Here is a 13766-nt window from a genome sequence, read left to right as displayed (position 1 = left end):
GTATGGGCCTCGGGGTCAAGCGGGGCGAAGAAAGCAGGACGACTTGGTGAAACACGGATGAACACGGATACTCACAGATGCGGTTCGCGGACAGTTGGAATTCACGCTGCATCCATCCCTGCTGATCAGTGTCAATCCGTGGTAATGTCTCTTTGTGCCTTGGTGTCTTGGTGGTGAGATCTCCGCACGGGGTTCTTGCTTCAATGCTGGAGCCGCGATTCGACCGCCTTCAGTGCATCGCGGGCGGCATCCTGGCCCGGGTCGATAGCAACGGCTCGGGACAGTTGCTCGCGGGCCTGTGCAAGGCTGTCCATGCTGATGTAAACCAGGCCGAGCATGTAGCAGGTCTCGGCATCGTCCGGGTACTGGGCAAGGTCTTGTCGATAGAGTGCGGCTGCCTGTGCGAAATCGCGGCGGGCGATGGCGATGCGGGCCGCAGCGAGGCGGGCAAGGGCTTGTCCCTCTGAAGACGAGGCAGCAGCCTTGGCCAGTTCTGAGAACTCGGCTTCTGCCTGGTCCGTTTTGCCCGCGCCGGCCAGGGCCATGACCAGGCTGTAGCGGGCCGCATACGAATTCGGCTGGACCGTGAGTGCGCGGGTGAGCGCGTCGATGGCAGGCCCGATCTTGCGTTCACTGAGGAACGTGTTGCCCACCTGGGTCCATGCCTGGGCCGAGTAGGTCTGTCGCTGGACCGGAATCAGGCCGGAACCAAGGTAGGCCGCGACGGCAATCGCGAGGCCGGTTGCGGCTCGAACGAGGCGGCGTTGTCGGTATGCTCCGACCAGTTCGTTCAGGCCGAAGCCAGCAAACATCAGAAGAAATGGAATCACCGGCGCGCGGAGGCGCGAGAGCACGTAGAAGAGAAAGGAAGAGAGGAGATACGCGGCGACGAACAGATACGCAGGCAGCGCCTGTCGGCGTTTCGGCCATGCCCAGATCATGCCCAGGAGCCCAAGCCCAAGCACAAGCCCAAGATTTACAAAGGCCAACCTCAGCGGCAAAGATGCGGCACGGGCGGTCTCCGGGTAGTAGTCATTCGGCACCTCGTAGTTGCTCAGGAAGAGGAGGAGTTTGCGGCCGAGCAGGCGGAAGTACGTGAGCGGCTGGTGAGTGATGAAACTGAGGCCCTGCTTGGTCCAGTAGGCTGATGCCGCGGACCAGCTAAGCTCACGGCCGTTGATGGTCCGGCTGACGCGCTTCAGCCGTTCGTGTGAGAATCCGGGGCCGCGTTCGAGTTCGGCGGTCGGCTGCCACGTTCCGTCTGCCGAGGCGTTGTTCCCGTAGTAGAAGTTGATGCCGGAGTGGGCCGTGAACAGGACCGGGTCACGGGCGACGACGTAGTTCCGTATCGGCACGACCGCGATCACCACAAGCGCCGCAACCGTCAGCGCGGCTGGTCCGCGTGTCCATGTTCTTCCTTGCTCTTCTGGGGAGTGGGTTGGATTGAGGAGGGCGCGGTTGGCGGTCACCGGTTGGCGGTCAGCGGTCTGTCTGCGCCATAGCCACAGAAGCGTGAATGGCAGAATCGGGAGCAGCTCCGGCCTGCACACGACGAGCAGGCCGAAGCAGACGCCCGCCGCAATCCAGAGCCAGATGCGTTTGCCCGCGATGAGCAGCAGCCACAGAAAGAGCAGGCTCAGCAGGACTGTGATTTCGACGTAGAGCAGCGTGCCGGTGTAGAATACCAGGATTCCGTTCAGGGCGAAGCCGAAGGACGCGAAGATGGCGGGTCTCCTGCCGAAGACGTGCCGGGTCGTTTCGTAGAGAAGGAGGCAGGAGATGGTGGCAAGCACAGTCTGGATGAATTGAACGGCGAAGACGTGCCGGCCGAAAACGGCATAGATGAGCGCGAGCAGGTAGGGGTAGAGCGGCCGCAGGAAGAAGACGTCCGAGCCCCAGAAGTTGCCCGATATTATCTCGATTGCCCAGCGGTGATAGTAATAGGAATCGAGCATCTGCGGCCCGACAGTCGAAAAGGGGTTGCCGCGCATACCGAGGATGAACCAGAGACGCATGAAGAACGTGAGCGCGAGTGCGAAGAACAGCCAGGTGCGGCTGTCCTGGCGCGTGACACGACCCAAGCCATTCTGAGGCTTGGAATTGCGTCCCAGGCCGGTGAGCCGCTTCTCCGGGCGTGACATCGTTGCGGGAGTATATGAGGCGTGCCCTGTCCGGTCAAGGCCAGCGACCGCCGTGTGTATCCGATTTGACTTGTGCATGGCGGATGTCTATCCTGTGAAGAGGTACGATGATACCTGCAGGCGTTGTCGCGGGTGGCTTGCCAGACCGCCCTCAGCGGCTGGTCGTCGCGGCGACCAGTGGACCGACCAGGGCCGAAAGGGGGAGCGATGCTTGATACAGATGTGGCCCGGGAACTCGTATCGGTTGCGGTGCCTATCTTCGCCCTCTGGTTCCTGACCGGAATCACCATAGCCGTTCTGTATCACCTCAGTCTGTACTATCTGGATGGTGAGTACCGCTCGGATTCAGAGTTCTCGCTCGACATCCTGGTCGGGATTCTCCGCGGGTTTGCGTACGTCGTGGCCTGGCCTGCCATCTTCTTCTTCGACCGTACGGCCATCTACCGTATCAAGATGCTCATCCGCTACATGGACCCGAAGCTCAGGTACGAGGATGAAGAGCTGGCCGGGTTCATTGCCGAGGGCCGGCGCAGGGTGAAGCTAAGGCAGGAGACGATCAAGAGCGCCGAGCTCGATGAGCGCCGGGCGCGGGAACTATTGACCGGTGAGGAGAGGGCTCGGTATGTGCTCTCCGTCCACGACGACAATCCCGTGCTCGACAAGATATGGCTGATGATGGCAGAGGGTTCCGGCCCGGGCGGAGGTCGGCAGTTGATACGCACATACGAGTACAATGACCTGCCCGACGAAGTGCTGGAGAAGGCCAGGTTCGAGGTCGGAACCAGAGTCCAGAGACCGTGCGAGCAGTGCGGGACCGTGGCGTCGTTCGCCAAAGTCGAGTTGCCCGAGATGCTCTATCTGCAGGTCCGGGAAGCGAAAGGGGAGAAGTCAATAGTCGAAAGCTGGGCCCTACGCGGGGACTTCTCGGTCACATTCCATCCTTGCCCGGAATGCGACGCCTCGCGATCGAGTGTGTCCGGCGACGTGACGACTTTCGGCCGGGCGTCGGACGTCGTGGCAGCCGTGAAGGCGGGCGTGACAATTCAGGAAGACCTGCCGCGGTAGGCTCTTGGACGAAGTCAGAAGCCGGAAGCTAGATTTCAGAAGTCAGAAGTGTCCGAAGCGCGGACAGGCATGCGGAGCGCCCACGGAGAGTGTCGATTACCATCATCACCCTCTAGGTGTCTTCGTGCCTCTATGGTGATCTCCTGTGTCGGATTTCGGACGGCAGGTGTTGCCTTAGACTTCTGAGCCGCTAGTCTTACCCGACTGGTGCACACAGAAGTTACAACTCAATGATGCCGTTGAGCGTCCGAACCGGCATGCCATCTCTTACTGCCTGCCCGGCAGTGGCCGGATTTGGAGTTGCCGGATAGTCGCCATGGAACAGAACATCGAGCCGACTGGGCCTTCCAAGCCGGTGCGACAACCCCGCTCGTTCTTGTGGGTCGGGTTGGTTCTTGTCCTGCTGGCGCTGTTGGCGGGGATGTTCCTGTTCGCCCGGCGGCGCAGTGTGAAGCGTCCGGTGTGCGGGCCGGACGTTCCCAGTTCCGACTCGACCTACGCTGCCAAGGACAGCTTGAGCAAGGGCGAGGTGTTGGCCGGGGTACTTGCCCGTTGGTGTCTCTCTGCCGACCAGGTCAAAGATGTCTGCACGGCCCTGTCGAAGACTGACTTCAACTTCAGGAGCATGAAGGCCGGAGACAGGGTGAAGTTCACGTACCGGGGTTTGAACCTCTCAGCAGTTACCTACAGCAAGGACCCGGTGACATTCTACTCGGTGCACTTTGACTCAAACGGCTCGACTGCGAGCAAGGAGACAAAGCCGGTCGACACCACCTGCGTGGTAGTTCGCGGCACCATCAAGGGGTCACTCTGGAACTCGATGACCGACCTCGGCGAGACGCCCGCGCTGATTGTGAATTTCGCCGAGATTCTGGGCTACGAGGTGGACTTCCTGACCGAGGTCAACGAGGGTGATTCCTTTGAGCTGCTGGTCGACAAGTGCTACGTCGACTCCGAGTTCTACAAGGACGGTCGCGTCTACGCTGCGCACTTCCAGGGCAAGGCCGGCAACTTCTACGGCTTCTACTACGCAGGTCCGTCCGGGCACTGGGACTACTACAACGACAAGGGACAGTCGCTGCGCAAGACCGTGCTGCGGTCGCCTCTGCAGTTTGCCAAGGTGACGTCCTATTTCGGCATGAGATATCATCCAATCCTCCGGACATGGCGGGAGCACACGGGCGTTGACTACGGAGCGCCGACCGGTACGCCGGTGAGCGCAATCGCCGACGGGACGGTTGCCATGGCCCAGCCCAACGACGGGTACGGCAACTTCGTGGAAATCCGCCACTCGGGCGGGCTCGTGTCCTGCTACGGACATCTGTCTCGCTACGGAGCGGGCATAAGTGCAGGACGTAGCGTGCGGCAGGGACAGACAATCGGCTACGTCGGGATGACCGGCCTGGCAACCGGGCCGCACTTGCACTTCGAGGTGAGGCAGGGCGGCAAGCCGGTGAATCCATTGAAAGTGATACCGCCGCGGGCCGAGCCGGTGGCATCGAAGAACATGCCCGAGTTCAACGCGCTCAAAGCGTCCTACCTCGCCGACCTGGCCAGGCCGCCAGGGCCGGTGACCGTACCTGATTCAGCTCAGGAAAAGCGGGAGCTTCCTCTCCCGCAGTCCAAAGCGTCGGCGCACTAGAGTTTCAGCTCGATTTCAGCGTACCAGTTGCGACCCGGAACCGGATAGTCTCTCATCACTTCGTACTGCCGGTCAAACAGATTGCGGACTCCGCCGCGCAGCGCGGTCCCTATGTGGCCGAATGTCGGACTAACTGCCAGGCCGACATCGACCAATAGGTAGCTGGGCAGCGAGTTCGCTCCGCTCGGCGGCAACGTGTCCGGTGTCGTGTACCTCGAACCAGTGTAGCGGACGTCGCAGGTCATCTCTGCTATGCCCCAGCCGGCCCATGGCGACACGCCGAAGCTGAGTCGAGGTCGGTAGATGAGGTCCATGCCGTGTGAGCGGGCGAGCATGTAAGTGGCGTTGCCGTCAAGGCCGGCGTGCCTGGCACCAAGGCAGAACTCGACTTCAGCTCCGGTGATGGTTGCGGTGTCGAGATTCACCGGCCTGTAGACATAGGCCGAGTCCGGCTGCCACTCGATGAGGTCGGTCAGGGATGAGTGCCAGAGCCCGAGCCGCCCGGAAAGTAGTGACTCGTACCGGGCCGACACGCCAAGGTCCACGCTGGTCGCCCATTCCGGTTTCAGGTTTGGGTTGCCTTTGGTCCATGGGTCCGCAGGCCAGTAGAGTTCATTGAAGGTCGGGGCGCGAAAGGACCGTCCGACCGAGGCGTAGAGGTTGAGCCAGGAAGAAGCTGAGTAGCTCAGTGAGAGTTTGGGATTGATGACACGGGTTCTGGAGCGGGTGAGCATGGAGTCCGGCTCCTGCCTCGAATCATCCAGCCAGTCGTATCGCGCCATCGGCACAATGTCGAAGCCCAGCCAATTCAAACGCGCCTCGGCCCAGCCTGAGCCGGTCAGACGCTGGGGGGTGCCGATGGCCGAACTTCGGAACTGCTCGCGCGCGCCCTCAAGTCCGACAATCGCTGTGGCCCATTCGGCAAGATGCGTCGTCTGCTGCGCGTTGAGCCCGGCCATAGTCGTAACGTGCGTGTCATTGGCCCACGCCAGCGTATCCGGGTCCCAATAGTGCAGCCAAGACTGGTGATAGTAGAGTCGCGATTCGAGCCTGGAGTTGTCGGTCTCCTGCAGGTCGTAGGCAAGGTGCGCGATACCGCGGTACTCCTCCATGCGGGCGCTGTCCGCCGGCCAGGAAGTCGGACCTGGCTCGCCGCGCCGGGTGATGCCGTATTCGCCTAGCAATGACACACGGTGCGGGCCTTGCGCGTAGACGCCCTTGGCCATCACGTCCTCGGAGTTAATGCCGGAGTTGATGCGCTCATGCAGCGAGTCCATCGTGTCCCGGTACGTGAACTTGTCACCGGTTCGGCTCAGGCTGCCGGTAACGACGTAACCAAGCGGGGCCGACCAGTTGGTGTGCGTAGCCTCTAGATAGCGCCGACCGAACGAGCCGAGGCCAGCGACCGCCTTCGCGCCGAGCGATTCCGGGTCAGGCGTGAGTACGTTGACCAGCCCGCCGATGGAGTTGGCGCCATACAGGGCTGAGTTATTGCCCCTGACGACTTCTAACCGCTGGGCCTGCGACAAGGGCAGCAAAGTCAGGTCGAATAGGTTGTCCTGGGCGGAATTTAGCCTGACTCCATCGAAGAGTATGAGGGTTTGTTCCGCGTTGGCGCCGCGCAGACCGATGGTCGTCAGGTTGCCATAGTCCTTCAGCATGACTGATGGCATATCCTGCAGCAGGTCTGCTACGTTGGTGCCGCCGCTGACGGCTGAGTCGCCGGGCTCGATTACCGAGACCGGGCCGGAGCGATTGATATCAGTCGGAGTGCGAAATGCGGTTACGGAGATTCCCTTCATTCGGACCGCGCTGGGTCGCAGGTAGAAAGCCGCGGCTCGTTGGACGCTGACATCGTCCCAGCGACGCTCTTCATACCCGACGCGAGAGATCACGACGGTTATGCGACTGGGAGCGGACCCAAGCTCAAGCGCAAATGAGCCGGTTGAGTCGGCCGTCGTGCTGAGTTCCAAGTCTGGGACATTGACTGCTGCATAGCCTACCGGCTGCCGGGTTTCGGCATCCAGCACCACACCTCGCAGCGTTCCCGCTGCGGCCACCCCGGCGAGCGCAACCAGCAGGGCAAGCCGGGTCGCTCCGGGTCCTTTGACACTTCCCCTTTGACCTTTGCCCTTTGACTTCGTCTGCATCACGATTCTCCTTTCCTCACAAGTTGAACCTATTGGAGGCGGCGGACAGGTCTCCTGGCTTGCGGCATGACTCTGTCGCCTTCCCGGCCAAGGCCAGTGGCAGTACACCGAACCGGACAATTCAGAATTCAGAAACCAGAAGTCAGAACCTACTGGCCCTGCATTCTGACTATCCGAGTCGTCAGTGTGACAGAGCGAGGAACCGCTCACAGTGGGTGGGACCGCAGCCGATTCACACGGCTTTCCCTGTGCGCGGGACATGACCCAAATCTCCGAGATTTGGGATCGTGTCCCAAGCTTGCGCAACCGTTCGTGCGTGGACACGCACCCGGTCTTCCACCGCTCTTCCAGATTGTTGGGATAAGAGTATCATCGCGGGCCGGCGATGCAAGACGGAAACGAATCGGACGGGCGTAGGACTATGGACCAGGAACTGCACGGCTTGCGGCGAAGCCGCGGCCACCCGCCAATCTACAATCGACAATCTGAAATCTACAATGGTCTTGCCGGCCTGCCGGAAGCTGCTAGCTGAAGGCTGTTAGCTGTAGGCTCGTTTGATGTCGCAAAGCTTCCCGAAATAGGGTGAGTCTGGTTAACCTCCGCTTTTCCCCCTACTTGACAACCACAGACGTGGGGTTAATATTGTGTGGATTCTCAGACTTAGGTAACGGGTTAGCGACAGTCAACTGGAGGTAGACATGTCTAAAGCTGGTCAAGCCGCGATACTTTGCCTGCTGCTTGCAGGCAGCCTCGTCGCGCTGCAGAACGGCGGCGTTTGTCCAGTCAGATACGCCGCGCCATCAAATACCGCGCTTGCTTCGCAGGCGGCCCTCGACCCGGCGTGCGCGCCCCCGCGCAACGGTGTCCTGCCGCCCAGCGAGTCCTACCAGCAGGAAGCGACAAACTGGAGCACTAGGGCCAGCTATCCGGGTGCCAAGGGCGTCTTCCGTGGGATGGCGGGCGCGTGGGAGCGGCAGGCCGACAGCAGCTTTCTGTACGCTATCGGCGGAATCGGCGGACAAGACAGTAGCTACCTGCAATCGTGCTATCGGTACAATTCGCGAACCAACACCTGGACCAAGATAGCTGACCTGCCGGTGCCCTCCAGCAACCAGAGCGCAGTGTACTGGCAGGATGATGGCGGCGGTACCGACTCATCCGGCGTGTACACACTCGGCTTCTATAACGGCACCTACGGTCGCAGCGTTTACCACTGGACCAAGGCAGACAACGCCTGGACCGAGATGGCGTCCCTACCCGTCAGCTCCTATGGCAACATGGGCGCGACCCTCGGCGACTCCATCTTCTGCATCTGCAACTTCGGTAACAGCATGTACGTGTACAGCATCAGGCAGGGCACGTGGTCGGTGCGCACCGCTCCATTTCACGGAAACTGCTACTTCGGCGCTATGGCCGCCAGCCAAGGCAAGATCTACGAAATCGGTGGTTTCTATACTAATGGCTCCTTTCAGGTCTACGATCCGATTTCTCACACATGGACGACCGAAGCCGCTCCGCCAGCTTGCGTCGGCGGCAATTCGCCTAACTTCGCGCCGTGGGGCTCCGGTATTCTCGAACGACTCTACTGCTGGGGCGGCGCCGATTGTTGGACGCCCAGGAACGGCGTAGCCTGGTGGAATCCCGGCACCAATGTCTGGACTGAGGAAGGTACTATCCCCGTGGGAGTTACCGGTGCGTTCTATGGACCGATTGCGGAGTGGCCGGGTCCGGTTGAAGGTCTCAACCACGTAGGCGGGAAAGACGGCCCCGGCTATTCGACGGAGCATTGGCGCGGGGTTCCGGATACCACACACAGCGGCTGGCGGAACGCAATGCGGGGGGTAGCGCGCTGACAGGCCCGGCAGCCTTCATGGGACGCGAGTGCGTGACGCCGAGTCATTCGGTCACTACCCTATGACGTATTCTCCCCATGGTTAAAATACAGGAGGTGTGCTTGAATCACCGTTGGTTACCGTTGTCCGTTATTCTCGTCGCCGTGGCGGGCTGCCTGTCGCTTGCTTCGGCCTCGGTGCAGATTGCGCCGCTTGGTGTCCAGCGTCTGCCTAACGGCAACACGCTGATTGCCGACGGCACCGTCCTCACCGGCAATGATTCCCGTGCGCTCGAAGTGGACAGCCTGGGCCGGCTGGTCTGGGCGTATATCAAGGGCGACGTGCCGTTTCTTCACACCGCGCGCCGACTGGCGGATTCCAACACGCTGATGTCTTCGAGCGGCGGAAACAAGGTCCTCGAGGTGAACCTCGACGGCGACCGTGTGTGGCTGGATTCATCAGGACTGCACTACCCGAACGAAGCCTACCGTTTGGCAAACGGCCGCACGCTTATTACCGACCGTGACGACAACCGGGTCATCGAGGTCACGCCCGACCTCTCGATTGTCTGGAGCTGCTCGAATCTCGTCGCACCGCACAACGGCAGCCGGTTGGCGAACGGCAACACGCTTATCTGCAACTCGGACAGCAGTCAGGTAATAGAGGTCGACTCGACCGGCACGGTAGTCTGGCATTATGCCACCGGCATCACCATGCCCTCATGCGCTCAGCGCCTTTTGAACGGCAACACGCTGATAGTTGACCCCGGCCATAACCGGGTCATCGAGGTAGACTCTTCGGGGGCGATCGTCTGGAGCGCCGCCGGTCTGACGATGCCGTGTACCGCGGTGCGGCTGAATACCGGCAACACGCTTGTCTCTGAGTTTGAGCGGGTGGTGGAACTGAACACGGCGGACAGCATCGTTTGGCAGTATCCGAACACCGCGCCGGAAGTGGTCGAGACTCTTTGGGTAGTCAACCCTTCCTCCGGCTGCAGCCTGTACGTGCACATCCACCGGCCGGCCTATGCCGGGCCCTCGAATCGCGTGCCCGGCGTGATCTTTGTGCCGGGCGGCAAAGGGTACGGCAGCCAGCTCGATTCGACCACGACACCCGACGACATCGCGTCGGACGGCTTCGCGTTCATGCACTTTGACCCGGACGGCAGAGGCCGGAGCGGGGCATACACGGAGAACTACGACGGGTACGTGCAGCAGGACGGGATGCACGCCTGTGAGTCGCTTCTGGCGAGTCGAGACTATGTGGACACAAGCCGGCTGGTGGTTTACACCACGGGCTACGGCATTACGATGGGGTCGGGCATGATCGCGCGGTATCCCGAGCCGCGGATAAGATTCCTGCTCGATTTCGAGGGTCCGGCGGACCGGTATCAGTCCAGCACGGATTCAGGCGGCCCGGTGCCGAAGTCGGTCGATTCCGTGGCGTTCTGGCAGGAGCGTGAGGCAGCCCGGTTCATGAAGCATGTCCCGGGCGCCTACCTGCGGATGCAGCCGCAGGTTGACAGCAACCCGAGGATTCCGGACAACCGACACGCCATCCAGTTAGTTGACAGCGCCACAGCCGTTGCCTATGGCGGGGCGGGAATGAGCGTGTGGACCCAGGTGAATGACTCGGTCATGAACCCGGCGAACAAAGTGTACGCCGTGTCGTACCCGCCGGTCTGGATTCCGGAGACACAGGAAGTTCAGAACGAAGTCCGCGCCATAATCTACCTGCACCAACTGGCCGGCCTTGTTCCCAGCGGTGCTACCGAACGCCGCGCCGTCGGCCCGGCAGCTACTCTGCGGGCCTTTCCAAGTCCCTGCCGTGGTCGGCTGCAAATCGGTCTCCCGTCGTGGGCAGGCGCTCGCGAGCTACGAGTCCATGACGTCTGTGGGAGGCTGGTCGCGCGAACGGTCGTGCCGGCAGGCAGCCCGCAGACCACGCTCGACCTGCGCAACCTGCGGCCGGGAGTGTACTATTTGTCAGCCGCAGGTGCTGGTACTGTGCCGGTAGTAGTCGCGCGGTAGACCCGGGTTCATCCGCAGGGCTTGCCAGAGCGGATTTGCCGACGGGGATTTCGGGGACGATTGATTACCATAGGGCCAAACCAGTTTCGGCTCTGGGTCCCACCCCGGGCGCCCTGGGTACGAGCGCTACTGCTGCTCTGGCTCGGCCTTGCGCGGCCGGCCTGGTCGTCGATAGGCGAGCTGCCGGTCTAACTTCGCCTCGACTTCGCTGACAAACTCAGGGCTGCCCAGCGGCCGGCCAATCATGGTGCGGCGGCGGATCTCCGTTACGCGCCCCTCGTCCTCAGCTTCCTGCAATAGCGTGCGCCATTCGGCCGGTGCAATCTGATTAGCCCACGATGCTGCGTCGATCATGCCCGAGTCCTTCCGCCTGCCGACGTGCAAAGCAGCGCTTGACCATGGGTACTCCCAGGCGTGGGTGACGATACGCGCACGCACCGGGTTCTGCTCGATATAGCGCATGATGGCGAGGAGGGTAGTTTCCTCTGCAGGGCAGGAATAAAAACGAGCCTGCCACAAGTGACCGCTGCGGGAGTGCTCCGTATTGAATCGCTGTGCGTAGATGAAGTGAGTGCGCCCCAATGCCCGAGCTATGGCATCAGCCGTCTGCGGCCTGACGAGCAGATGGACGTGGTTTGTCATCAGGCAATATCCAAGCACTTCCAATCCGTATTGTGCGGAACGCTTGCGCAGTAGCCCGAGATAGAACTCACGGTCACCATCCGTGAGGAATACGTCCTGCCGGTTGTTCCCGCGTTGCGTAACGTGGTGCAGAACACCGGGAACCACGATCCGCGCTATTCTCGGCACGCGCAGATGCTACCGACAGATCGATTGATGTCAAGAAATAGGGTGACTGTCCCTAATTAGGTGTCGGGGAGGCGTGCGGGTCGGCTAAGTGATTGCAAGAAGCGGAGTTGGTGGTCGTGAGCATCACAAGAGCGACGGCATTGCGAGTCGCCTTGGGAACCGTTCCGGGAACGGTTCCCGGGGTGATTCGGACGGCGACATGCAAAGCGACAAGGACGGTAATTCTTGGGTTGGTTCTGGCGGCGATTGCGATGGTGAGTCTGTGTGCGATTCCGGCTGGGACTCGCCGTCCGATTCGGAAGGTCACTTGCCTCGTCGTGTGGAAGGCGATTGCGGAGGCGACTCCTGAGGTGAAATGGGTGAGGACTTGCGGGGGGACTCTGAGGGCGACTCCGACCGCGACTCCCGCTGCGACTCGTGCGGCCGGCTCGGGACGCGAACCGGCCTCCGGCATCTCACGGCATGGGACACAAAGCAGATTGGAGGCGGGTCTGTAAGCCGAGTTCTGTCCCCGGCAAGCCGGGTGACGGTCATTTATCTGGGCGCGCGGTTGCCCGCACGTCTCAAGCGACCTACCCGAGAACTTGAATGGACCGGGCCAGTCCGGTTCTCATGTTGGTCTTGCACCGGGCAGGGTTTTTCCATTCCGGATGTCGCCATTCGGAATAGTGCGCTCTTACCGCACTTTTTCACCCTTGCCGCGTGCAAGCACGCGGCGGTGTGGTTTCTGTGACACTGTCCGTCCACGGGCCGTTTCCGACCCGCAGCCTCGCTCTTAACGAGTGCCTCGCCCGCGGTGCTCGGACTTTCCTCCCCCGTGGCAACTCCGAAGTGCAAACTCCGAACTCCGATTTCAGAACTTCGGACATCGGCGTTTGGCGTTCGGCGTTGGTTGGGGGCGACCGTCCGACCCGCCTCCGGCTCAATTCTAGCCCGACTCCCTGCGATAGCAAGCAGGCGGCCGAGGCAGAATCCCGAAGCTCGAAGTCCGAATGACGATTGAAGCCCGAATGCCTGAATTCACCGTTTGCCTGCATTCGAGTTTCATTCGGTCTTCGTGCTTCGTCATTCGGGTTTAGCCCGTTGGTGGTCTTGATTCCTCTGGCCGTTGTGATAACCTATAGGTCTGATGAATCCCATGACTGTGCTGGCTATCGGCGGCAACTCCCTGATTCGGTCGGAGAGCCGCAGCTCGTTCACCGACCAGCTCGCGACCACCGCGCTTACGTGCCGGCATGTTGCCGACATCGTCGAGGCCGGTCACGGCGTCGTCGTCACGCACGGCAACGGGCCTCAGGTCGGGTTCATCCTCATTCGGTCGCACCTTGCCCGCAACCGCCTGCCCGAGGTCCCGCTTGATGCCTGCAACGCCCAGACGCAGGCGGAAATCGGGTACATGATTCAGCAGTCGCTGGACAACGAGTTCCGGCAGCGCGGCATCGCGAAGCCGGTCGTGACCGTCGTCACGCAGGTGGTCGTCAACGCGGCTGATCCGGCGTTCCAGCATCCGTCGAAGCCGGTCGGACCTTTCTACACCAAAGGCGAGGCGGCAAGGCTTGAGCGTGAGCTCGGTTGGGTCCTGCGCGAAGACGCAGGCCGCGGTTTCAGGAGGTTGGTGGCGTCGCCGCGTCCGGTGGATGTCGTGGAGAAGCCGGAGGTCGAGTCGCTCCTTCAGTCCGGCGCGGTCGTGATTGCGTGCGGCGGAGGAGGGATACCGGTGGTCCGAGACAATGGGATGCTGAAGGGTGTGGCGGCCGTGATAGACAAGGACCTCGCTTCGAGTCTGCTGGCGGCGGAGCTCGGGGCCGAGCGGCTGGTGATATCGACCGCGGTAGAGCAGGTCTATGTGAACTACGGGCAGGCAAACCAAAGCCCGTTGGGCCACGTCTCAGTTGCTGAGATGCGAGAGTATCTGGCCGCCAAGCAGTTTCCCTCCGGCAGCATGGGCCCCAAGGTCGAGGCGGCGCTCGATTTCCTCGAACACGGTGGCAAAGAGGTCATAGTCACCGATCCGGACCATCTGGCCGAAGCGCTGGCCGGCAGGGCCGGGACGCATATCACGGTCTAGAGAGAATCCAGAGTGCAGAATCCAGAAT

Annotated in this window: 8 protein-coding genes, 1 other RNA gene and 1 riboswitch; of the genes, 5 read left to right on the top strand and 4 right to left on the bottom strand. The window is 61.5% G+C overall.

Features of this window, described 5'->3' with window-relative positions; genetic code table 11:
• Positions 1 to 200 precede the first annotated feature (200 nt).
• Positions 201 to 2141 carry a tetratricopeptide repeat protein gene (locus tag VMH22_01810; protein HTW90432.1) on the bottom strand — a complete coding sequence of 647 codons (1941 nt, stop codon included), beginning with the start codon at positions 2139 to 2141 and terminating at the stop codon, positions 201 to 203.
• 207 nt (positions 2142 to 2348) lie between these two features.
• Here VMH22_01810 and VMH22_01805 point away from each other — a divergent pair, with 207 nt between their 5' ends.
• Complete coding sequence (locus VMH22_01805) at positions 2349 to 3206, top strand: hypothetical protein (protein HTW90431.1); 858 nt, start codon at positions 2349 to 2351, stop codon at positions 3204 to 3206.
• 316 nt (positions 3207 to 3522) lie between these two features.
• The gene (locus VMH22_01800) at positions 3523 to 4848 is read left to right on the top strand and encodes a M23 family metallopeptidase (protein HTW90430.1); all 1326 of its coding nucleotides are present in this window, start codon (positions 3523 to 3525) and stop codon (positions 4846 to 4848) included.
• Here VMH22_01800 and VMH22_01795 read toward each other — a convergent pair.
• Entirely contained in the window at positions 4845 to 6998 is a 2154-nt protein-coding gene (locus VMH22_01795) for a TonB-dependent receptor (protein ID HTW90429.1), read from the bottom strand. The two genes, VMH22_01800 and VMH22_01795, sit on opposite strands and share 4 nt — an antisense overlap.
• 26 nt (positions 6999 to 7024) lie before the next feature.
• Positions 7025 to 7287: riboswitch (cobalamin riboswitch) on the bottom strand.
• 409 nt (positions 7288 to 7696) lie between these two features.
• Here VMH22_01795 and VMH22_01790 point away from each other — a divergent pair.
• Positions 7697 to 8851: a kelch repeat-containing protein gene (locus tag VMH22_01790; protein ID HTW90428.1), complete on the top strand. Its 1155-nt coding sequence runs from the start codon at positions 7697 to 7699 to the stop codon at positions 8849 to 8851.
• Between the two features lie 101 nt (positions 8852 to 8952).
• Positions 8953 to 10860, top strand: coding sequence for a hypothetical protein (locus VMH22_01785; protein HTW90427.1), 1908 nt, complete (start codon positions 8953 to 8955; stop codon positions 10858 to 10860).
• A gap of 126 nt (positions 10861 to 10986) precedes the next feature.
• Here VMH22_01785 and VMH22_01780 read toward each other — a convergent pair whose 3' ends face one another.
• On the bottom strand, positions 10987 to 11670 hold the full coding sequence (locus VMH22_01780; GenBank protein ID HTW90426.1) for a transposase: 684 nt from the start codon (positions 11668 to 11670) through the stop codon (positions 10987 to 10989).
• A 478-nt stretch (positions 11671 to 12148) separates the two neighbouring features.
• Positions 12149 to 12588, bottom strand: an RNA gene (rnpB, locus tag VMH22_01775) — RNase P RNA component class A.
• Positions 12589 to 12799: 211 nt separating this feature from the next.
• Between rnpB and arcC the strand changes: the two genes are divergently transcribed.
• Positions 12800 to 13738, top strand: a complete 939-nt coding sequence (gene arcC / locus VMH22_01770) for a carbamate kinase (GenBank protein HTW90425.1) — start codon at positions 12800 to 12802, stop codon at positions 13736 to 13738.
• Positions 13739 to 13766 lie beyond the last annotated feature (28 nt).

Source organism: bacterium (assembly GCA_035505375.1).
Taxonomy (GTDB): domain Bacteria; phylum Hydrothermota; class Tepidihabitantia; order Tepidihabitantales; family Tepidihabitantaceae; genus UBA2258.
The sequence above is the reverse complement of the archived record's forward strand: the minus strand, read 5'-3'. Positions and strand labels throughout refer to the sequence as shown.